The 23314-nt window shown below is 38.2% G+C and carries 22 protein-coding genes; all 22 read right to left on the reverse strand.

Annotated elements, in window-relative coordinates:
* Positions 1 to 19 precede the first annotated feature (19 nt).
* Positions 20 to 856 carry an alkaline phosphatase family protein gene (locus MHI34_RS01380; protein ID WP_036121228.1) on the reverse strand — a complete coding sequence of 279 codons (837 nt, stop codon included), beginning with the start codon at positions 854 to 856 and terminating at the stop codon, positions 20 to 22.
* Positions 846 to 1934 (reverse strand): extracellular solute-binding protein, encoded by a 1089-nt coding sequence (locus MHI34_RS01385; RefSeq protein WP_342504048.1) that lies wholly within the window; start codon positions 1932 to 1934, stop codon positions 846 to 848. Before MHI34_RS01385 ends, MHI34_RS01380 begins: the two co-directional genes overlap by 11 nt.
* Positions 1935 to 2175: 241 nt before the next feature.
* Positions 2176 to 2553 (reverse strand): 2-oxoglutarate ferredoxin oxidoreductase subunit beta, encoded by a 378-nt coding sequence (locus MHI34_RS01390; protein ID WP_230593789.1) that lies wholly within the window; start codon positions 2551 to 2553, stop codon positions 2176 to 2178.
* Positions 2554 to 2752: 199 nt separating this feature from the next.
* Positions 2753 to 4126: a HAMP domain-containing sensor histidine kinase gene (locus MHI34_RS01395; RefSeq protein WP_342504049.1), complete on the reverse strand. Its 1374-nt coding sequence runs from the start codon at positions 4124 to 4126 to the stop codon at positions 2753 to 2755.
* The gene (locus MHI34_RS01400) at positions 4117 to 4776 is read right to left on the reverse strand and encodes a response regulator transcription factor (RefSeq protein WP_036121239.1); all 660 of its coding nucleotides are present in this window, start codon (positions 4774 to 4776) and stop codon (positions 4117 to 4119) included. The genes MHI34_RS01395 and MHI34_RS01400 overlap by 10 nt, the downstream gene beginning before the upstream one ends.
* 10 nt (positions 4777 to 4786) lie before the next feature.
* Complete coding sequence (locus MHI34_RS01405; RefSeq protein WP_330493468.1) at positions 4787 to 5542, reverse strand: lantibiotic immunity ABC transporter MutG family permease subunit; 756 nt, start codon at positions 5540 to 5542, stop codon at positions 4787 to 4789.
* A gap of 3 nt (positions 5543 to 5545) precedes the next feature.
* A complete protein-coding gene (locus tag MHI34_RS01410; protein ID WP_330493467.1) occupies positions 5546 to 6274 on the reverse strand; it encodes a lantibiotic immunity ABC transporter MutE/EpiE family permease subunit in 729 nt (242 codons plus the stop codon).
* A gap of 1 nt (position 6275) precedes the next feature.
* Positions 6276 to 6983, reverse strand: a complete 708-nt coding sequence (locus MHI34_RS01415) for a lantibiotic protection ABC transporter ATP-binding protein (protein ID WP_058843936.1) — start codon at positions 6981 to 6983, stop codon at positions 6276 to 6278.
* A gap of 171 nt (positions 6984 to 7154) precedes the next feature.
* Positions 7155 to 8021 carry a 2-oxoacid:ferredoxin oxidoreductase subunit beta gene (locus MHI34_RS01420; protein WP_058843921.1) on the reverse strand — a complete coding sequence of 289 codons (867 nt, stop codon included), beginning with the start codon at positions 8019 to 8021 and terminating at the stop codon, positions 7155 to 7157.
* Positions 8021 to 9760, reverse strand: coding sequence for a 2-oxoacid:acceptor oxidoreductase subunit alpha (locus MHI34_RS01425; RefSeq protein ID WP_036121251.1), 1740 nt, complete (start codon positions 9758 to 9760; stop codon positions 8021 to 8023). The genes MHI34_RS01420 and MHI34_RS01425 overlap by 1 nt, the downstream gene beginning before the upstream one ends.
* A gap of 262 nt (positions 9761 to 10022) precedes the next feature.
* Positions 10023 to 10289 (reverse strand): stage V sporulation protein S, encoded by a 267-nt coding sequence (locus tag MHI34_RS01430; RefSeq protein ID WP_004224903.1) that lies wholly within the window; start codon positions 10287 to 10289, stop codon positions 10023 to 10025.
* A gap of 178 nt (positions 10290 to 10467) precedes the next feature.
* On the reverse strand, positions 10468 to 11265 hold the full coding sequence (locus tag MHI34_RS01435) for a TIGR00282 family metallophosphoesterase (RefSeq protein ID WP_058843922.1): 798 nt from the start codon (positions 11263 to 11265) through the stop codon (positions 10468 to 10470).
* Between the two features lie 405 nt (positions 11266 to 11670).
* On the reverse strand, positions 11671 to 12681 hold the full coding sequence (locus MHI34_RS01440; RefSeq protein ID WP_330493466.1) for a glycosyltransferase family 2 protein: 1011 nt from the start codon (positions 12679 to 12681) through the stop codon (positions 11671 to 11673).
* Positions 12663 to 14192 carry an oligosaccharide flippase family protein gene (locus MHI34_RS01445; protein WP_330493465.1) on the reverse strand — a complete coding sequence of 510 codons (1530 nt, stop codon included), beginning with the start codon at positions 14190 to 14192 and terminating at the stop codon, positions 12663 to 12665. The genes MHI34_RS01440 and MHI34_RS01445 overlap by 19 nt, the downstream gene beginning before the upstream one ends.
* 19 nt (positions 14193 to 14211) lie before the next feature.
* The gene (locus tag MHI34_RS01450; RefSeq protein ID WP_330493464.1) at positions 14212 to 15411 is read right to left on the reverse strand and encodes a glycosyltransferase; all 1200 of its coding nucleotides are present in this window, start codon (positions 15409 to 15411) and stop codon (positions 14212 to 14214) included.
* Positions 15368 to 16447 (reverse strand): glycosyltransferase, encoded by a 1080-nt coding sequence (locus MHI34_RS01455; RefSeq protein ID WP_244504797.1) that lies wholly within the window; start codon positions 16445 to 16447, stop codon positions 15368 to 15370. The genes MHI34_RS01450 and MHI34_RS01455 overlap by 44 nt, the downstream gene beginning before the upstream one ends.
* Before the next feature lie 15 nt (positions 16448 to 16462).
* Positions 16463 to 17161: a CpsD/CapB family tyrosine-protein kinase gene (locus tag MHI34_RS01460; protein WP_036121265.1), complete on the reverse strand. Its 699-nt coding sequence runs from the start codon at positions 17159 to 17161 to the stop codon at positions 16463 to 16465.
* Positions 17161 to 17877: a Wzz/FepE/Etk N-terminal domain-containing protein gene (locus MHI34_RS01465; protein WP_342504050.1), complete on the reverse strand. Its 717-nt coding sequence runs from the start codon at positions 17875 to 17877 to the stop codon at positions 17161 to 17163. Before MHI34_RS01465 ends, MHI34_RS01460 begins: the two co-directional genes overlap by 1 nt.
* Positions 17878 to 17945: 68 nt before the next feature.
* Positions 17946 to 19103, reverse strand: coding sequence for an O-antigen ligase family protein (locus tag MHI34_RS01470; protein WP_101966486.1), 1158 nt, complete (start codon positions 19101 to 19103; stop codon positions 17946 to 17948).
* A 20-nt stretch (positions 19104 to 19123) separates the two neighbouring features.
* Positions 19124 to 19906: a CpsB/CapC family capsule biosynthesis tyrosine phosphatase gene (locus MHI34_RS01475; protein ID WP_249646035.1), complete on the reverse strand. Its 783-nt coding sequence runs from the start codon at positions 19904 to 19906 to the stop codon at positions 19124 to 19126.
* A 131-nt stretch (positions 19907 to 20037) separates the two neighbouring features.
* A complete protein-coding gene (rny, locus tag MHI34_RS01480; protein ID WP_036121270.1) occupies positions 20038 to 21597 on the reverse strand; it encodes a ribonuclease Y in 1560 nt (519 codons plus the stop codon).
* A 560-nt stretch (positions 21598 to 22157) separates the two neighbouring features.
* Positions 22158 to 23222, reverse strand: coding sequence for a recombinase RecA (gene recA / locus MHI34_RS01485; RefSeq protein ID WP_036121272.1), 1065 nt, complete (start codon positions 23220 to 23222; stop codon positions 22158 to 22160).
* Positions 23223 to 23314 lie beyond the last annotated feature (92 nt).

Genomic DNA, 23314 nt, shown 5'->3' on the forward strand with positions numbered 1-23314 from the left:
AAGGAGCGACTACTATTAGTTACACCTCTTTTGCTGTATACACACCTTCTAGCAAAAGGGGCTCCATATCATCCGCAGGCTCCATATTTAATAAATGACAGCACAGTGGTGCAATTTGTAATTGCGAAATAATCTCTTCTTTTATACCAGCCTTGACGGAATCCGAAATGACAAACAGTGGGACATGACGATCCTCATGCGTTGTTCCACCATGATTACCATCACTTGTCATACCATGGTCAGCCGTCACAATTACCTCATAGCCCTGTGCCATACACTTTGGAATAAATAATGAGAGCAGAGCATCCATCGCTAACACACGATTGCGGTATTGTGCAGAATCCGCCGTAAATTTGTGACCATCATCATCAACATTCATAGGATGAATATAAAGGAAATCAGGCTGCTTTTGATCCATTAACCAAGCTGCATCAGCAAATACATGACTATCTGGATAATGATCCTCAAAATAGAACAAGCCATTGTCAATCGGTAATTGCGTATCAAGCTGTAGCCTGTCCTCCATATAGTTAAATGGTGCTCTATTATAAAGCTCACTCACCCAATAATAGGCGGAGGCTGCCGTGGATAAACCATGCTCCTTCGCGACATGAAAGACACTTTTCTGCGTCGATAAGCGTACCGTCATATTGCTAGTAACGCCATGAACAATGGGGGGTGTCCCCGTTAAAATCGTCTCATATAATGGCCTTGATAATGATGGCACCTCTGCGCAAATCTTATAGCGAGCAGCCACCTGACGCTCCACTAAATGGTGCAAGAATCCCATATGTGTACAGGCTGTATCAAAGCGCAATGCATCGATGACAATAAGAACCACTTTGTTATTTTGCATGGATTAACACCTGCTCTTGATAGAGTTGAGGGATTTGCTTTGTTGTTTCTTCCCATTTCTTTTGATCTTTTACTGGCTGTGCATTCGTATACATATCTGCTGGTAATAATAAATCCTTTACATCTTGTGGAAGTTCTACGTTGTCTCGAATCGGACGCGCATAGCCTTTTGCTAAATTTTCTTGACCAGCGTCAGATAGAATGTATTCACGTGCTAGCATGGCAGCATGAGGGTTTTTGGCATATTTATTAATAATTGTTGCATAACCAGAAGTAACAGATCCTTCCTTTGGTATCACTACATCGAAGCGCTCCTCATCGATTTGGTGACGATAGCCTAATGCATTAAAATCCCATAAAATCGCTACATCGATTTCACCTTTTTCTAAGTTTGCTACTGATGGATCCCCCTGTAAACGACCTTGTTTCGCTAATTCAGCAAAGAAATCAACGCCCGGCTGGATGTTTGACTCATCTCCACCAAAGGCCATAGCTGCTGCTAAAATAGCAAACTGCGCTTGGTTAGCTGTTAATGCATCTCCAATACTGACTGTATAATCCCCATTTTTCAGATCCTCCCATGAGGTCGGGGCATTCTTTACATTATTTGTATCTGTTAAAAATGAAATTGTTCCAGTATAGCCAACAATCCAGTTTCCTTCATCGTCTTTTGCCCAATCCGGTATTTCATCCCAGTAGGAAGTTTTATATGGTAATGTTAAGCCCTTGTCCTTGGCGATTGGTCCAAAAGCAATTCCAACATCCCCAATATCTGCTGTCGCATCATCTTTCTCTGCTTCAAACTTCGCTAATTCCTCAGCACTCGACATATCCGTATCCTTGTGTTTGATGCTATATTCGGTTCCTAGCTCTTCCCAAGTTTCCACCCAGTTCGCCCATGTATCTGGCATACCAACAGAGTTAACAATGCCCTCTTCCTTTGCTTTTTCTGTAATTTCTTCAAGCGATAAATCCTTGTTTACCTCATTTGCACTAGATGAACTGTCAGAACAAGCTGCCAACATGGAAATGGCTAATGCACCGATTAGACCTTTTTTCCACAATTTTTGAATTGCCATGTGTTGGACCCTCCATTTGTTTTGGTTTATTTTTATTTGCTTACAACCCTAATGGTATAAAACAAACATTAAGCAAGTATGGAGGTCTTAAAAATATTTAGTAAAAATTATTGAGAAATTATAAATATCTATGAAAATACTTAATAAGTGAAGGAGCATTGTAAAGCTGAATGGAGGAGATGAAGAAGAAATCTAGTTTTGTATGTGTACGTTGGCTTTACCAGACGTACACATACCTAGATTATTTGGAGAGACCTAAAAAATCTGCATATGTATGCGGCTCATTTTCCTTTAAAATTGTTAAAAATGTAAACGCCAGTTGCACAACTGACCACCATCTCATATTGTAGGACATCTCAAAACGAGAAGGTTCTAACGTAAAGACATCTTGAAAAATCGTGAGCGGCTCAATTTGCTCATCTTTTAAAATAGATAGAAAGCCCAGAAACAACGTATGATCCTTCACTTCAATCAGTTTGTCATCTACAAGAGCATCAATATTTTCAGGTTGCTGAAAATTACACTGTGTAGCTACATAACGCTCTAAATCCTGAGCACGCTTTCGATCTTCACGTTCCTTTTTCTTTGCAATAAAATCAATGACGTTATTCACGTGCATCGCCTCTTTTTTTCTTTTATTGTAGCATTTTTTAAAAGAACATTGCCCGCACCACCCCCTACAATTTTTACATGAAACCTTTAATTGTGCTTTTACTCACGATTGTACATTGAATACTCGTGATTGCAGTGTCTTTACTCACGGTAGCAGTACTTTTACTCGCGATTGATCGCTAACAATAAAAAAAGACATCTTATAATTAAGACGTCGCAATGGTGATTATCACTTTTCCTCCTCCCGTTATTGAATCATTAGCCAACGTTAGTGTTCCACCATGTTTTTGAATGATGGACTCGGCAATATAAAGCCCCATGTCATGATGATTTGCTGCATTTCTACTTGGATCTCCCCGATAAAATTGCTTTGTGGCTCTCTTTAAATCTTGCGATGAAAAACCAGCCCCACTATCCATCACAGTAAAATGAATAATATCGGACTCTCCCTGAACAGATAAAGTGACTTTGCTATTATGTGGCGTGTGCTCTATAGCATTAACGATCAAATTTAATAAAGCTCGATAAAAAAGCTCTTCCTCTATCATAAAGGCATCAGGCAGTTTATCCTTTTCTACACTAACTTCAAGATTTTTTTCTAAAGCAAGCGCCTTCATTTGCTGTTCTAGCTGTTGTATAAATGAAGCCAGCTCTACAGTTGTTTTTACACCACCAACACTTTGCTCCATATTGGATATATCCATTAATTGCTTTGTGAATTTTTCAATTTCTAGCGTATTTTTTAATATATAAGTGTTGTATTCTTTTTGTACTTCATCTTGAACAGTATCCAATAAAAGTTCCGCATTACCTCTAATAATTGTAAGAGGTGTTTTCAAATCATGAGCAAGTGCAGAAATTTGTTCTCTGCGTGCTCTTTCTGCCTGCCATTGTTGTGTCAATGAAGTATTTAATGCCTCCTTCATCTGCTCAAAGGAGAGTGCAATATCATCAATTTCTCGAATCCCAGATGGTTTTATATGAAAATCTAAATTTTGATGTTGGATTTTTTCAATGGCTTCTTGTAGGCCCAACATTTTTCGTTTAAGTCTTCTGCCGAAATGCACAGCAAGCACCGTTGCCTGTACGATAACGCCTATAATAAACAATAGTAAAGCCGTTAATTGGGGATTAGGTAAATATTTTCTCATAACAGGTGAGCGATACTCAGGGACTAAACCATAGCGTAAAATACACACTTCCTGTTCTCGCTCAACAAATGCATAAAATCGAACATTACTTTTCGTCTCTCCCCTTTGCTTTAAACGCCATGCATGGGAAGCCTCTTTTTCTGTTAAAGTACCAGAAAGAAATTCCCCCTTATTAGAAATCACTGCGTAGTCTACAAGATCAGGAATCATATCATCTGTGACCTCACTGCTTGTAGCAATACGGTCTTTCGCAAAAGTGATTTGTGTTTCAGCATAATTGGCTGGCAAAATAATAGTAGCTGAAAAAGCAAACATGAATAAACCGATTAATAGTGCCCCTAATAAAATGATACTTAAGCAAAGAAAGAATAAATATCTCAGGAAAAATGTATGAAGGTGTGTTCCTTTCCTCGGTTTTATCATCTCCATTTATAGCCGATCCCCCAAACCGTATCAATAACATCTATGTCAAACGCATGTAGCTTTGACCGAATATTTTTGACATGTTCTGTTATCGCTGTACTGTCACTTTTGCCATCAAACCCAAAAATTGATTCGTATATCTGTTCTTTTGAGAAAACTTGCCCACGATGCCGTGCTAAAAATTCACATATTTCATACTCACTTTTAGTTAGCAGGATGCGCTCATTCTGAACAAACAGTTCTTTACCAGAAAGATTAAAATGAACTTTATCACTATAAAGGATGTTCCGCTTCTCTCTGCTTTCCCGTCGGATATGCGCATTCACCCTTGCCCGTAGCTCTCCAATGCCAAATGGTTTAATCAAATAATCATCTGCACCTAAGCCTAAACCATACATCACATCTTCTTCTAAGGATTTAGCTGTAAGAAAAAGAATCGGACAATCTACAGCATGCCGAATTTGCCCACATAATGTAAAGCCATCCATAATAGGCATCATCACATCAAGCAAAATTAAATCAAAGGAACCTAAATCCATCTTTCCTACTTCTGTCGGTTCGGACACAATGGTTACTAAGTGTTTATCTTTATAAAGTGCATTCTTTATCAACATTAAAATATCTACTTCATCATCCACTACTAATATATTTGCCATAATTCACCCTCTAATTTTCAGATGCTCTACCTTCCCATCTCCAAAACCATAAACAAGACAGCGCAAAAGTCAATAGGATACCCCCTAAGCACGCCATTATGCCAGTTTGAATACTTGTTTTGAGCAATGTTAAATCGGTTCCCATCGATGTTAAAATCCATAATGAAACAAAATGACCGCTCCATCCATAAGGTAAAAAGGGCCAAATACGATCCCCTAAGCCTGTAAGCAATAAGGCGACCAACAGCGCTTCTACAATACCTAAACCAATCGAAGCGCCTTTACCAAATTGGAGGCTTACAAATAAATGTAACATATAGAAAATCACATGACTGCCGAATAGAATACAAGCAGCCATACTATAAAATGAATAGCTCAAATCTACTTCATGTAATAATTCTCTAAAGCCAAAACTAAAAATAGCTATAGATAGAAAGATGGCTCCAAAGCTAAACAATAATAATAAGATGAGCTTGCTCATGTATGCCTTTATTTTTATGTTTGTTGTAGCTAGCATGCCTTGGAAACGACCAGCGTTTGCTTCTTGCTCAGATGCCATAGCACATACTAATCCTATAATAATCGGTAGCCCACAAGCTAACCCCTGAAAATAGGCAGTTACTTTTCCTTGAAAATCCCATGGCGAATAGGAGTAGTAGGCTAGAAATAGCCCAGAAATAGCAAGGGGGACAAGTATATGTGTCAGCAAAAAAGGTGTTCGTTTTGTTTTAAGGCATTCCACTCTCAATAATCGTAACATGTCCATCCGCTAGTTCGCCTCCCTTTTTTGGAACCACTTCGCAGTTAGAAAGCTAATCATCATAAACCAAGCTAGTGCTATCAGTAAGCCCGGAAGTATAACGCCTTTATCCAATAAAGGACTGCCTTGTGGTACTGGTAGACCGTTTGGTAATATGCCAAGTGTAGAACATAATAAACGTGCACCAATTGCAAATGGATAGTAATACCATAGTTCCCCATCCGCAAAGGCAACAATCCCTAAGATATTGGCTACTACATTGAGTAAGATGGTTAAATAGGTGCCTAATTTAGCTGCTAGGAAAAGACATAAAGGTATTTGCCACAAAAACGTCAGGAAAATAACAAAAGTACTTAGTAAACTGCTCGCTATTGGTAAACTATGACCGAATAGCCTGCCCCCAGCCGTGATTCCCCCAAAGAAAATAATCGTAATCAAAAGAAGCCATATGCTTAATGATACTATTTTTCCTAGCCAAATCTTTTTAAGATCCAGTGGTAAAGCAAGAATACTATGGTATTTTATTTTTTTATCCTTTTCGACCACTAAGGCACAGCAAATCGTCAGTGCACCTGGCAGCAGCATAGTATACCACCAGTTATAAGCACCTGTTTGAAAATACACGCCACCCATCAGCACGGCACTTATCAGTAAGGTCACAAGGGGCGTAAGCCAAAGTAGTTTGGCAATAAATGTTCGTTTCCATTTTAATTTTTCCGCTTTCATTATGGCTATCATGCTAGTAACCTACCTTTCTATTGGTAGCTACAACCTGCATAAACAGTGATTCTAATTCCTGACCTTGTGGTGCCGGTCCCTGATAGCCAAGCTTGCCATCAGCAATAATGCCAATGTCATCCACGACCTGTTCCACCTCAGACAAAATATGACTAGATAAAATAACGGTGATGCCTTGCTCTGGAAATGAGCGAATAAGCTGACGAAGCTCCTGTATACCAATCGGATCCAGTCCATTTGTAGGTTCATCTAAAATTAACAGCTTTGGCTTGTTTAGCAGCGCAATCGCTATACCTAATCGTTGCTTCATACCTAAGGAAAACTGCCCCGCCCGTTTTTTTCCTGTATTCGTTAAATCTACAATTTTTAATACTTCTTCAATACGACTTTGCGGTAGACCTAACGCTATCGTGCGAACTTGTAAATTTTCCGTTGCTGTTAAATTGTCATACAAGGGAGGTGTTTCAATTAACACGCCGATGTCCTGTAAATCATTTCGTGTCCATGTATGTCCATTAAAAATGATATTTCCGGCATTTGGTCGTAACATACCTGTCATCATTTTTAATGTTGTGGATTTCCCCGCTCCGTTTGGTCCAAGTAAACCGTAGACTGTATTACGTTGGATTTCTAACGATACATTATCCACAATTTTTTGCCCTTTAAACGACTTATTAAGATTTTCTATCTTCAATATTAAATCTGTCATCATTAGTCATCATCCTTTCGATGACCTTAGTATAAAAAACAATTATAAGGATTTTATAAGGATTCAATATCAAATACTCGCGGTGGCTAGGCTTTTACTCGCGATTCCTTACTAAAGCATAAAAAAAGCATTTGGAATGTCCTCATTCCAAATGCTTTGATTCTATCATTTTTACATAAATTCTTTTACTAAATCATTGAAATCATTTTCGCTCATTTTAATATCGATATCTGTTAATGGTAGCTCTGAGTAGCCAGGTACTTTTTCTTGATACGATGTTGTTTCCGTATCATGATAAATAACACCTGTTACTAAGCCCTCATGCTCCATCACTGTACGCATTGCCATACCACGATCATTGTGATCATAGCCTTCTACATCCGCTAGTTTTGTTAAATTCTCTTTAAACCAATCGTATGTGTTCACTTTGTTATACGTTACACAAGGTGAAAAGACATTGATAAATGAGAAGCCTTTATGGTTGATACCAGCTTCGATTAAAGCTGTTAACTCTTTAATATCAGTAGAGAAGCCTTGTGCCACAAATGTTGCACCACTTGTTAATGCTACCTCTAATGGTTTCAATGATGGTTCAATCGCTCCACCTGGTGTAGATTTTGTAATAAATCCAGCAGCAGAACGTGGCGATGTTTGACCTTTTGTTAAACCATAAATTTGGTTATCCATTACAATATACGTAATATCAATATTACGACGGATAGCATGAATTGTATGCCCCATACCGATAGCAAATCCATCACCATCACCACCAGAAGCGATGACATGTAGATCACGATTGGCCATTTTTAATCCTTGTGCAATCGGTAGTGCACGACCATGAATACCATGGAATCCATAAGAATTAATATAGCCCGAAATACGTCCTGAACAACCAATTCCTGAAATCACAGCAAGTTCATTTGGCTCAATTCCGACATTTGCTGCAGCACGTTGAATAGCTGCTTGTACAGAGAAGTCTCCACAACCTGGGCACCAGTTTGGTTTCACTGTATTACGAAAATCCTTAAATGTTGCCATTAGCGAGTCAACTCCTTCACACGATTTTCTAATTCACCTGGCAAGAATGGCGTACCATTATATTTAGTGATTGTCGCGATTTTATCGTGACCACCAATATTCATCTTCATAATATTAGCCAATTGACCCGTATAGTTATTTTCTACAACGATCACTTTTTTCGCTTGTGCTACAAGAGGTGCCATTTCCGCAGATGGGAATGGGTGAATTAAACGAATATGCGCATGATTCACTTTCATTCCTTGCGCATTAAGTCGTTCTTGCACTTCCTCGATAGCTCCTCTTGTTGAGTTAAAGCCTACTAATAAGATATCCGCTTCCTCATGTGGTGCATTGACAAAGACAGGGTTATCAAATTTCAAACTCTCTAATTTACGGAAGCGTTTATCCATTTGTGTTTGACGATTGCCCGTTGCCTCAGATGGCTTCCCTGTTTCATCATGTTCAACACCTGTAACGTGGTGAATACCATGCAATGTACCTGGTAAAACACGAGGTGAAATCCCATCTTCAGTATCTTCATAGCGTTTGAAGTAGGCTTTATCGACAGCCTCATCAAGGTCATCAATCACAATTTTACCTCGACGAATTTCAATTTTATCGTAATCAAACGGTTCTACCGATTGTTTCCCTAGAGACAATTGTAAATCTGTCATTAAAATAACTGGTAATTGCAATTCCTCTGCAATATTAAATGCTTGGATTGTATCAAAAAATGCTTCCTCCATTGTTGAAGGCGCAATGACTACTTTAGGGATTTCTCCATGTGTTCCGTAAAGCATAGCCATTAAGTCCGATTGTTCTTGCTTTGTTGGTAGTCCAGTTGAAGGGCCTCCACGTTGCGTGTCTACTACTACTAATGGTTGCTCTGTCATACCGGAAAGACCAATTGCCTCCATCATCAATGAAAGACCAGGGCCTGCTGAAGCAGTAAAGGAACGTACACCACCAAAGTTAGCTCCGATTGCCATTGTTGCCGCAGCAATCTCATCCTCCGTTTGGATAACTGTCCCACCGAATTTCGGTAGCTTCTTAATTAAGTATTCCATAATTTCAGAAGCTGGCGTAATTGGGTATGCTGCCATAAAGCGTGTCCCAGCAGCTAATGCACCAAGTGCCACTGCATCGTTACCAATCATAAACATACGACGTTTGCCGTCTGCAGGTGCAAGTTCCCATTGGCCTACACGTTCACCCAAAAGCTCATTCATAATTTGACGACCACGTGTAATGGCTTCCATATTTTTTTGAACGACCTCTTCGCCCTTTTTCCCAAAAATATCATCAACAACATTTTGGAACACTGCATCCTCTAGGTTAAGCAATGATGCTGTTGCTCCGATGGCTACCATGTTTTTCATTAACGATGTACCAAGCTCTGCTGCTATTTCTGTAAATGGAACAGCAAATAATGGCGCCTTTGAATCTTCTGGTTTGACCGGGTCAAATTTTGCATCCGCTAAAATAACACCGTTTTCTGTGAGCTCTTTATAATTGACATCGATTGTTTCCTGATCGAATGCCACTAAAATATCTAAATCATCCGCAATTGCACGCACTTCTGTTGGACGAACTGTAATTTTATTATTCGTATGGCCACCTTTAATTCGAGAAGAGAAGTGACGATAACCGTATAGGAAATAGCCTAGACGATTCATTGCCATTGAGAAAATTTCACCTGTACTCTCAATCCCTTCACCCTGTTGCCCACCGACTTTCCATGAAAGCTGATGTAACATGTCAACAACTCCTTAAATCCAATGTGTACTATTATTTTTCCTTCATAAGTTTAACACGAAGAAACCTTCTGCACTATTGTTTCTCAACGATTTAGGCGAAAATCAGACCTTTGACTGAAAATCCTGTTCATAAAGTTGTAATTTTCAAATCCAAGCAAAATCACACCTCTATTTCAAGTGACATGTATCATATGTAAACAGGAAAACGAAAAAATGCCTTGCCACGTTATTATGTGACAAGGCATTTTAGTTCATTACTTTTTTATCGAATACGTTTTTCCACGAGCAGCTTCAAGGCTGTACGTTCTTCACCAGCAATTAAAATATCGGCAAACGCCGGTGCGCAAATTAAATCTGTGCCACTTGGCGCTACAAATCCGCGTGCAATGGCCACTGCTTTTACGGCTTGGTTAAGTGCACCTGCCCCAACTGCTTGCATTTCTGCCTGCCCTTTTTCTCTGATTACCGCGACTAATGCACCTGCAACTGAATTTGGATTAGAGCGTGATGATACTTTTAATGAATCCACAATTATTCCTCCCCGTTTCGCGAATAGTGTTTACGCTCAACAACTCATGTCCCCCTTTTTGGACCTCAAGTTATTGTCCGTAGCACATTTTATGCTCCGCAAAACGGAAATAGACTAGTTTCACAAATAAACCTGTATCCACAGCAAAAGAGTCGTAAACCAACATACTTCGACTTATTTATCCTTGAAACGGATAATCTTCATTTATATAAATGCGTTCACAGGCAGTAGCTTTCCCTGTTCGATCATCCATCTCTACAAAGAAACCACTTAAAACCTCTCGTCCTTTTTTCGGTACTTCAAAACGGGATGGCATATTTGTTTGGAATTTATAAATGACACTATCCTTCGTCATGCCTAAAACCTCATCATATGGACCTGTCATACCTACATCCGTAATATAGGCTGTGCCGTTCGGGTAAATTCTTGCATCGGCCGTTTGTACATGTGTATGTGTCCCCACAACCGCAGAAGCCTTGCCATCTAAATGCCAGCCAAGGGCAATCTTTTCACTAGTCGCTTCCGCATGAAAATCTACGAAAACAAGTGGTGACGTTTGACGGGCTTCCTCTATTAGCTTATCTGCCATTGCGAATGGGTCCTCATGAGGAGGTAAAAATACACGACCATGTAAATTAATGACAGATAATGTCACACCGTTTTTAGAAATTTGCACCATACCTTTACCAGGTGCCTCACTTGAAAAGTTAGCAGGACGAATTAAATAATCCGCATCATCGATAAAATCGAAAATATCTTTATTGTCCCATGTGTGATTACCCATTGTAATTACATCTACACCTATTTGTAGCAGGCTATTATAAATATTATGAGTAATGCCACGTCCTGCCGCAGCATTTTCACCATTGGCAATGACAACGTCTGGATTATATTTCTTTTTTAAGCGAGGTAAATATTTTTCCACCGCATCTCGACCAATTGAACCTACAATATCGCCAATAAATAAAACCTTCATTTTTTAACCACTCTTTCTTTCCATTACGCCTCTATATCATTATGCTTCAGAGACTTTAACTTCGCACCTGAATACCATCACTAATTGTAACGCTAGGAGGAGGATTACGCAAAATAAAATATCAATGACGCCTCGGCGTCATTGCCGCTGATACTTCGCCTTTGCGCAGATAAACAATGCTTCCAGATTTTTTCGAGCTAACAAGTAGAAGTTAACCTAAGACCGTCACGACCTGTGACAACAATTAACTGACCTGCATCGTGCAGGCTTTCTTCCATATCAATAACCTCCACCAGTATCCTTGGAGCAACATGATATTGGTCACACCGTTATTGCTCCTTTTGGTGTCTCCCTATTTCAGTTGGCGTCTTCATTGCAAAAAACATCGGCTAAATCAAGATCAATCTAACAACGCGAAATCACTTGATGCTTTTTCACATTTAAATAAATTAGTGTTGAAGATAGTGTAAGCCAATTGTTTTTGATAAGCTTTAAAAAAACAATTTGTTTCATCTTTCGTTTCATTAACTTAACCTTTAATACGTCTGGATAAGCCTTTAAAAAGGATTGAATCTCATACTTCATCTCTTGTGCAGTAGCACTTTGATGAAGAATAATCAATAGCCCCTCCAATTGGTAATTCAGAAAGCTATTTTTCACTTCCGCATAAACCTCGCCATCCTGTAATTCCTTCAAAAGCTTTTTATACAATACATCATAATTGTGTCGTAAATGGACCATGGCTTTTTTTGTTAAGGAGCTTTCATTCGCCACATTATAATAATAAAGCTGTCTTGGAACATAACAGATGGACTGATTTTGTATGACAGCCCTTGTCAGAAACACTGTATCCTCTGCAAAGCTCATCGCTTCATCAAACTGTAGCCTATGGAAATCTAAAAAGGATTTTTTATACAATTTACAGCTGGCAAAACCAAAATGTGTTTCTCCTATTTCAGTAAATAATTTGTGTAAACAATCAATGGCACTGTAAGTACAGTAACTGTTGGATGGATAATATAACGACCTGCTGCCCTCCGCTGCTTGCCAAAATAAATCACATTTTGCAATAGCAGAGCCTGTCAGCTTACATGCTTGATACAATTCTTCAAGCATCGTTAGCTCTAGCCAATCATCTGCATCAACAAAGGTAACATATTGACCGTTGGCATGGTCTATTCCAACATTTCTTGCTTTACTAACACCACTATTGGCATTCGTAAAAATGGTCATACGTGCATCAATTTGTGCAAACTTTTGTAAGATCGTTAATGATTGATCTTCACTGCCATCATTAATGACAATTATCTCAATATCCTTTAATGTTTGCTGACAAATGCTTGTTAAACATTTCTCCAAATAGGGCTCAGCATTGTAAACAGGTACAATAACGCTCACTAAGATTTTGGACGCCAAAATATTGCGCCTCCTTTACGAAAAAGCTTTAGCCACTTTGATTTTTGTTTTTTCGTCAAAGCAATACAAAATAGACTGATACCTGCCAGTAGCGTGTAGTAAAAAATAGATAGGCTAATAGATAGCCAAGTAACTGAAGGGTTTGTTAGTTCCCATAAAAGTTCACTACAGCAAATAGCAACAACAAAGGCCAGTACTAGCCTGCCAATAGTACGCCAAAACCTAAAGATATCCAAGCCAATTTTCTTGTGGTAATACATATTCATAATCACTACATTTCCAATAAATAATGAACAAGCTGTAACAATCGCGGTACCGATTTTGCCATAAAAGTAAATAGCCGGTATTGATACAAAAATATTTGCAACGGCAACAATGATTAATAAAATGGTTCTAAATTTAAACAAATTTTTTGCCTTCAACACATTAAGACCCAGATTTTGTATGAGATCAATACTAAACGGCACCATAATAATGAGGACAATCGCATAAATGGCAATAAACTCTTGACCTAGCCATAATACTAGAAACTCTTGACCAAAAAGAAAAAAGCCCCCTAATATATAGCCCACAACTAAAAATTGAATCGCGCCAACTTTTACGAATAGCTGATTTATTTCTACTAAGCCATCTTCTTTTGTCACTAGCATAGAAATACGAGGTAAAAACAATCCGCTAATCGCTAAAGCCAGTGACATAAAGATCAACACAATTTGAATCGCTACTGCATAGATGGCAACATCCTCGATCCCCTTAAATATGCCTAATAACACTTGATCTGTTTGCCAATAAATTTTATCAACAATCACAGTAATAAAAATAAAAAATGAATAGATGAAAATTTCCTTTATGAGAGTTGTATTTTGGAGACTAAATGTGAATTGGATGGACAGCACCTTCATGCAATAAATGGCATCTAACAGTAAAAAAAGTATGTTGTAAATAGCAATAATATAGATCAATGTCACCGCATCTGTTCCCTGTAAAAGAAAAAACAACATTGTCAGGGGCTGCACAATCACCTGTAATAATGTCGTTAATTTAATAAAAATAAATTTTTCATATGCTTGTAAGATGGAAGTGAAGACACCTAGCGGAAATTGCATTGCTAAACTAATCGTCATTATAAAGCCCATTAACCTGGCCTTTTCTAATTGTTCCCCAGATAAGCTTTGCCCAAAAATAATATCCACATGAGAAAATAAGAAAAATCCTATTAATAAAGTAAGACAGCCGATACCAACAAATAATTTCAGAAAAAATCCATTTAATGCTGCTTCTAATGTTGGATCTGCTGCTGCTCGATTTCTAGCAATATAGCGTACAATAGCATTACCTAACCCCAAATCTAAAATGGAGAGATAACCTACAAGTACAATCATTAAGGAATATAGACCAAATTCTTTCTGACCAAGGAGTGATATCATAATAGGTGTGAAAATGAGTGAAGAGAGCATTGTACAGCCGATTGTTATATAAGAAAGAATGGCTCCAATCTTTATTTCTTTCATGAGCACACCTTTCTATTAGTTAGGATGGACTTTCCTTTAGAATTGCTGGATATAATGATTGATATTGCGCAACAACCTGTTGAATTTGAAAATTTGCTAACACATGTTCACGACCAAGGTTCGCTTTTTGTGCATATTGCCGTGAACTGTAATTTAAAGCCGTATTAATTCCACTTGCTAAAGCCTCTGCATCCTTGGCAGCTACAACCTCACCACTATTCCCGACCAAATAAGCACAATCTCCAACATTCGTTGTGACACAGCATGTGCCGCTTGCCAATGCCTCCACTAGCACATTCGGTAGCCCCTCTCCTACTGAGGATAAAACGAATACATCAGCTGCTGCCATTAATTGTGGAATATCCTCTCTACTGCCTAATAAGAACGTCACTTCCTCTAACTGGGCCGACTCAATCAGTTGTAGTAAATCCCTATTGGCATCATCAATTTCAAAGCCTACTAAAAACAAATAAAAATCTTGCCGTTGCTGCCTTAGCTTTTTTACACTAGCCATCAAATTTTCATAATCCTTTAATGGGTCCCATCTGCCAACATGCAATAAAATGGGTTGATTGATGATGTCAAATTGTTCTACAAAATATTGCCTCTTCGTGCTTGGCTGATATTGATCTGTGTTGATGCCATTAACAATGACACGATGCTGCTTACCACTGTAGCCAATCGCTTCATGGATTTCTTTTACTTTTGGTCCACATGAAATAATAGCATCTACACGTTTTGACAATTTTGCACAAAGCTTGGCAATAAAAATTGTCCGGCGTTTATTATCTTGTTTATTGAGATTACTATGGTGAATTCCCCAAATTAATTTCTTTTTTAGCAATATCGCTAGGATATATCCTAGTAAGTTAGCATGATACATCCATGTTTGAATAATGTCGCTTTCTTGACATAAACGATAGCAATTCATAAACGCGTTGACACGATTGCTACGCAGATCGCATATCGTTACCTTAATATTTAATTGCTTTTCTATTAACTCACCATACGTTCCCATCTCCGTTAAACAGATGACCTCTACCTCATAACCATCCCGATCCATGTTTTCTAAGAGACGATAAAGCATGGCCTCTGCTCCACCAAGGCCAATGGTCGTGATGATATGCGTAATTTTAATCTTCTTTTGAATAGTCTCATCCTTTGATGTAGTTTCGTTATATGTAGAGCGTGCACAATTTGCTTGCAATCGCTTGTGCATCAAGTCCTTTCATTTTAATATGGTCATGAATCATTTGGTGATCCACTTGACCATTCTGAGTTACAATGGCCTGAAGCCAACTATCAATCTCTCCATGTAGATCTAGATAATGCACTAAACCAATATGTAAATCTACTTCTCTCGGTAAAGAGGAAGAAACAATAGCAGGTGTCCCGCAAACTTGTGCCTCTAAAAGGACAATCCCAAAGCCCTCGAAGTGTGATGGCAGGAGAAATTTATCAAAGAGTTGAAGGAGCGTGAGTATATCTGCACGCTGTCCTAAAATTCGTACACAGTCCTCTACATTTTTTTGTTGGACGAGCTGTCGAATTTCTTGCTCTAAAGGCCCATCCCCTATCAAAAATAGTTGAAAAGGGATACCTCGCTGTTTTAAATAGACGGAGAGTTCAATTAAAAAAGAATGATTTTTCACTGGTACAAAGCGTCCAATATGCCCTAACACTAATTCATCATCTTTTATCCCTAGTTCTTCTCTCCATTTTTTTCTCTCTTCAAATGATATACATTTTACTTTTTGAAGTTCAATTGGGTTTGCTATTACTTCAAAAGGCCTTTTACTAAAACAAAATTCCCCCGCCTTTTGACTACATGCCACCAATTTTGTTGCATTGTAAACACTTAGTCTTTTCAACAATGCTAACATAATCTTATTGTTCCACTCCTCAGCAACATTCGTATGGCTGTGTAAAACACGGCATTGAACACCCGCTAAACGAGCTGCCAGCAATGTAAAGACCGCTCGATAGCCTGTATGATCGTGAACTGCGTCATATTGTTGCTGCTTTAGGATTCGATAAAGTTTCCTCATATAAGCAAGTGGTCCTTGCTGGGTAATGTATGTTTCGTAAAATATCTTGGAGCCCTGTTGAACTAATGTCTCATGGTATTGCCCTTTATTAAACGATAGAAAATCAAAATGGTACATTGATTTATTCGTATTCGTCCAAATGTCGACAACCATCGATGTAATACCGCCGAAATCTGTTGTTGGAATAATATGCAAAATTTTTTTCAAAGCTATTTTCCATCCTTATTCTTTGCCATAATAATGCTCGTACGTATTGCCCTTGATCTTATAGTTATTCAAGATAACACCTAAAATATTAGCCTTAGAAACTGTTAAGATTGACTTCGATTTGATAACGTCTGCTTGCCCAACCGCCCCTGTATTGACAATTAAAAGGGTGCCATCACATTTATTCGATAAAATTTGTGCGTCCGATAAAAAAAGTAACGGTGGTGCGTCCAAAATAATGATATCGTATATATTTTTCACTTCAGCCAGGAGGGAGGTCATCGTTTCTGAAGCTAATAACTCTGTCGGATTGGGAGGAATTGGCCCACTCGAAATGATATCTACTCCTTCGACGAAAGTTTCTTGAATCACCTCTTGTAGTGCAGATTGCCGTGATAATACTGAGGAAAGCCCTAAAATATTGTCTAGATAGAACGTATGGTGCAAAGTAGGTTTACGCATATCAGCATCTACAATCAGCACGCTTTTACCCTCTTGCGAAAATACCACACCAATATTCGCCGCATTTGTAGATTTTCCCTCGCCAGCAATGGAAGAGGTTACTAAAATCGTCTTCACATCTCGATTAGGCTGTGAAAACTTAATATTTGCGCGAATTGTTCGATATTGCTCTGATGGAATCGACGACATATCGGAAACGGTGATCAGCTTTCGAGCCATTGGTATTTTCTTTGTTTTTCTCTTAAAAAACATTAGGATGGCCCCCTGACCCTCAGTTTTTTTCTCGTCTGTAATTCGATATTACTGACGACCCCAATCACTGGTAATGATAAAATCTCCTCGATATCTTGCTCTGTTTTAATGGTCCTATCAATCGTTTCTAAAAAATACGCTAGCACAATAGCCAAAGCGAAGCCGCAAATAGCAGCTATAATAAGATTCAGCATTTTATTTGGCTTTACTGGTACTGGCTGCTCACTGCTTTGGGCAACAAAAAGAATATTAATATTGTCTACATGCATCAAGACAGGAATTTCCTCTTTAAACACTTCGGCAATTGAATTGGCGATTTTCACTGCATTCTCTTCATTTTTATCCTGTACGCGAATATTCACCACCTGGGAATTATTGGCGCTTGAAACCTCTATTTGCTTCATTAATTCATCTGGTGTCGTATCAAGTGACAGTACATCAATAACCTTCGCTAAAATAACAGGACTTTTAATAATCACATTGTACGTATTAATGAGTCGCAGATCCGTATCAACATTTTGTGCACCTACTAGTTGCTGATTTTCATAGCTTTTTTGATTGACCAATAATTGCGTTTCCGCTTCATATATCGGCGTTTGAATATAATAACTTATCAATATAGCGATGCCCATAGATAGAATCATGAGCATGAGGATGAAGAACCAGCGTTTTAGCAATACTTTTATGAGACTTTGTATTGTCATTTCTTCATTCACAAATGGATCCCCTCCTAATAGGCAAATCGTGCACAATATTAATAAAGTATATTAAACAAGCCTACTGGTTATTCGGACAAAGTCGCGCTTTTGCCCCTATCCCTCATACTTCCACTTACAACAAATACAAGGAGATGAAGCATATTAAAATAAAGTATTTCAAATGTAGAAACCCCTAATACGGCAACCACGACCAAGGCTGTAAAAACGATAAGCTGTTCATTCATCTGACGATAACCCTTGGCAATGGCAAAAAGAAACAAACAGTAGCTAACCAGTGCCAGCAAGCCTGCCTCCTGTAAAATATTAATCAATGTATTATGTGCATGGGAAACACCTATAGACCACAATGATTCAACACCGTGTCCCCAAAAATGAAAATGCTCAAAAACATATTGCCAAATTTCAAGGCGACCATCTGTTATGTTCGTAGATTTTTTCTCCATTTTTAATAGAATACTTTGTACCGCCTCTTGCATCATGTCCATTTTCATCATCACCATTACTACAACTACACCTAAACATGTAAACAATGTGACCAACTTTATGAAGGGCAGGAAGGTTTTGTTCATGCTTTTAACAATCCAAACCATGACAACAACTGTGGCAAGAGCAACGGTTAATAATGATGTACGCGCATTTGATAGCAAAATAACATACAAACTAATTAAATAGACGACCGTATAAAGTATAAAAGACAGCATGTATTTTACCTTTTGTTGCCCATGTAACATCTGTATTGTCACGTTATACAGTTTCATTAATACTACTATCACTAAACCAATCATAGAAAACCCCATTGTATTTGGATTTTCAAATACACCAGCAAAAGCTTCAAACATATAATGTGCTTGCTGAAAACATAGCATTAAAAATGGGATATAGGCGATTAACACACTATTTAACACGATTTCTAATACTTGTGCTTTCACAAGATCATTAAAAAAAATAGAAACAGCTATAAACAGGCACATCAATTGTAAACTGTTTTTCAATAAAATCATGTCCTGATTCATACCTGCTGCTATGACACAAAAAAATGTATACAGACTAAAGAAAACACAGGCTTGTACATTGTGAATATGTATTTTTTTATGCAGGAGTACAGATATCACTATGATGAACAAGCCGATTACTAAAGATAATTTATGATAAATACCAGCGACTGGCTGCATGAGACTCATAAAAATAAGTGTGCTAAACATTAATGTGTAGAATATTTTCATGTGATTGTCACGCTCAAATCCTACAAAGACATATGAAAGAAATACCATCGTTTCCTTAAAGCCATATCATCCAATTCGAGTGGCAAAATTGGCTTATTTGCTAAAATGCTTGCATTATTCGTTAAGAGGCGATTGATCGAATCTCCCTCTTTCTTTCTCTCCAGATATTGCAGTGCTGCTTGATAATAAAAGCATCTTGTGCGTAGATCGTGGGCATCAGAGCCTATCATATGAATGTAATTGGCCCTCACTAAAGCAAGTGATAATCGCTGTACTTCCTTACCATACAATCCGGTTAAACTACCCGCCGTCAATTGTGTAAATACCCCTTGTTGAATGAGGGCATTCAGCCTTTTTGGATTTTCTCTAATAGCCATATTTCGTTCAGGATGGGCCAAAATGGGTTTATAACCCGCTATTTTTAATTGTCTTATCATTTCTACCGTATAGGCGGGGATAGTGCTAGAAGGAAGTTCCAATAAAATATAGTTGGACTTTGCTAATGTATGGAGCTGTTGTTGCTGAAGTAGTGTAGGAAGCTCATCATGTAAGCGTATTTCGTGGCCAGTATGGAGTGTAATTGGTATTTGCTCATGCTGTAACAATTGTTGTAAACTCTTGACTCGCTCTTCGACTTTTTTATATGGGACATGATATTGTGGGTGCATGGCATGGGATGTACAAATGATTTCTGTAATTCCTTCTTTAGCAGCTTGCCTTAACATATTCAAGGAATCTCTTTCATTTTGGGGTCCATCATCTACACCGTATAATACATGTGCATGGAGATCAATCAGGATCATCACATCTTTCATCGTTAATCAAAATATAGCCTTGTTCTTTTTTATGATAAGAGCTCCTTAAACATGACTCTACTGAAAGTAAAAAAGAGGCTCTCTAGATATGAATCTAAAGAAACCTCTAACTTTCAATATTATTTCGCGTACTCCACAGCACGTGTTTCGCGAATGACTGTTACTTTAATATGACCTGGATAGTCTAATTCTTCCTCAATACGTTTGCGGATATCTCGCGCAAGACGATGGGAGGCTAAATCATCAATTTTTTCAGGTTGTACAATAATTCGAATTTCGCGTCCAGCTTGAATTGCATAAGATTTTTCTACGCCATCATAGCTTTCTGAAATTTCCTCTAACTTTTCAAGTCTGCGGATATAGTTTTCAAGTGTTTCACTACGTGCTCCTGGACGAGCTGCTGATAATGCATCAGCTGCTGCGACTAATACCGCAATGACAGATGTTGCTTCTGTATCACCATGATGCGAAGCAATACTGTTAATAACGACTGGATGTTCCTTATATTTCGTTGCTAATTCCACACCGATTTCAACGTGGCTACCTTCAACTTCATGGTCAATTGCTTTCCCAATATCATGTAATAAACCTGCGCGACGAGCTAATGCTACATCTTCACCAAGTTCAGCAGCAAGTAATCCTGCTAAATGTGCGACTTCAATTGAATGTTTTAGGACGTTTTGTCCATAGCTTGTACGATATTTCATGCGGCCTAAAATTTTCATTAAATCCGGATGTAAGTTATGAATACCAATTTCAAATGTAGTTTGCTCACCTGTTTCGCGAATTTGTTCATCCACTTCACGACGAGCTTTTTCCACCATTTCCTCAATGCGAGCTGGATGAATGCGACCATCTTGTACAAGTTTTTCAAGTGCAAGTCGAGCCGTTTCACGACGAATTGGGTCAAAGCCTGATAAAATAACGGCTTCTGGCGTATCATCAATAATTAAATCAATGCCTGTTAACGTTTCCAAAGTACGGATATTACGGCCTTCTCGACCAATAATACGACCTTTCATTTCATCATTCGGCAAGTTCACAACAGAGACAGTTGTTTCTGCTACGTGATCTGCAGCAAAGCGTTGTAGTGCTAATGATAAAATTTCACGTGCTTTTTTATCTGAGTCTTCTTTTGCACGTGTTTCAGCTTCCTTCGTCATCACAGCTATATCAGTTGTCAGTTCTTTTTCTACTTCATTGAGGATAATTGATTTAGCTTCTTCTCTAGTTAAAGCAGAAATACGTTCTAACTCTGTTTTCTGTGATGCAACGAGCTCATCCACTTTGCTCTCCATCTGTTCAATATGCTGTTGTCTTTCAGCTAGAGCTTGTTCTTTACGCTCTAAGCTTGCTTCTCTCTTATTTAGAGCATCATCCTTGCGATCAAGATTCTCTTCTCTTTGCAATAAACGGTTCTCTTGTTTTTGAAGTTCTAAACGACGTTCACGAATGTCATTTTCGGCTTCAGTACGAAATTTGTGAGTTTCATCTTTGGCTTCAAGTAGTGCTTCTTTCTTCATTGCCTCCGCTTCTCGTTTTCCTTCTTCAACGATTGTTTCAGCGACATGTTTAGCACCAGTGATTTTTGAGTCATTCACTTTTTTCATGTAGATATAGCTAACAGCGGCACCAACGATGAGTCCAAGCAAAGCGGAGATGATAGTAATTCCATCCATATGAACACCTCCTCTTGCTATTTGGGTATTACAGTTTCAGTCGGCGCATACATCTATGTCACTTTGGCAAAAATGTGCTAGATTTTACTTGTGCAAAATCCGTTTTATTAGCCAAAGCTTTCGCTTCATTCAGTAGGTGTTTAGACATCTATTGAAAAGGAACAACAACCACCCATAACAAGGAAATCTTAAAAAGTGTAATGTCCATTTCACTATAAACATTTGCTAAATGAAGACAAAATGTACTGCCTATTTAAAGTCATAATTCAGAAATTATACATATTTAATTGTATAGCTAGCCTCAAACTCTGTCAAGGTTAGTCAGGCGTCTGCTCGTCCCATCGGATAAAAAAAAGTAAGTCCTATCCATTCAGTGAATTTTTTCCCTATTACTTTTACACTAGAAAAAAATTCACCTTCAAAACAATTACCATAAAAACAGTACATTAGAAATAACACGTCTAAGGCTTAGAGCCTCTCTCTTATTATGTGTAAAAATTGAAGATTATAGACAAAAAAATGCATTGTCCCCTTAAATAAAGCGGGAACAATGCAATCGTTTATTTTTCTTCTTCAAGAAGCAACATTAATTCGTCATCCATCTCTTCTTCATCATGTGCCGCAATTGTATAAGAAGAAGCCGCGATACCATAAGAAGCTCGAATTTTATTAGCGATTTCTTCTAAAACAGCGACATTTTCTTTTAAATACTGTTTAGCATTTTCTCGACCTTGACCTAGGCGTTCGTCACCATATGCATACCAAGAACCACTTTTTTGCACAATATCTAATTCTACACCTAAATCAACTGTTTCGCCTTCTTTAGAAATTCCTTCTCCATACATAATATCTACCTCAGCTGTACGGAAAGGTGGCGCTACTTTATTTTTAACAATTTTAATTTTTGTACGGTTACCAACAATATCATTACCTTGTTTAATTGCTTCTGCACGACGCACTTCTAAACGGACAGAGCTATAGAATTTCAGCGCACGTCCACCTGGTGTTGTTTCTGGGTTTCCGAACATGACACCAATTTTTTCACGAATTTGGTTAATGAAAATAGCAATCGTTTTTGATTTATTAATCGAACCTGAAAGCTTACGTAATGCTTGAGACATCAAACGTGCTTGTAAGCCGACATGAGAGTCACCCATATCGCCTTCAATTTCTGCTTTTGGCACTAAGGCAGCGACAGAGTCAATAACAATAATATCAATAGCACCACTACGCACTAATGCTTCTGCAATTTCAAGTGCTTGCTCCCCTGTATCTGGCTGTGATAATAATAGCTCATCAATATTAACACCTAATTTTTGTGCATAGATTGGGTCTAATGCATGCTCTGCATCGATAAATGCTGCTTGTCCACCTGTTGCCTGCACTTCTGCAATAGCATGTAGAGCAACTGTTGTTTTACCAGATGATTCAGGACCATATACTTCGATAATACGTCCACGTGGATAACCACCTACGCCTAATGCTGCATCAAGTGCTAGCGAACCACTTGAAGATGTCGCAATTTCTAAATCGGTTCTTTCACCAAGTTTCATGATGGAACCTTTACCAAAATTCTTTTCAATTTGTTTTAGAGCCTGTTCTAAGGCTGCTTTACGATCACTCATTCATTTTCCTCCTTCGAAAACTGTTCACTGTTTTTATCTATCTCTACTATACTTGTTTTTAAGAAAACGCGCAAGAAAAAAGCGAACATTTA

It is taken from the genome of Lysinibacillus sp. FSL L8-0126, from assembly GCF_038630385.1.
Lineage (GTDB): Bacteria > Bacillota > Bacilli > Bacillales_A > Planococcaceae > Lysinibacillus > Lysinibacillus fusiformis_D.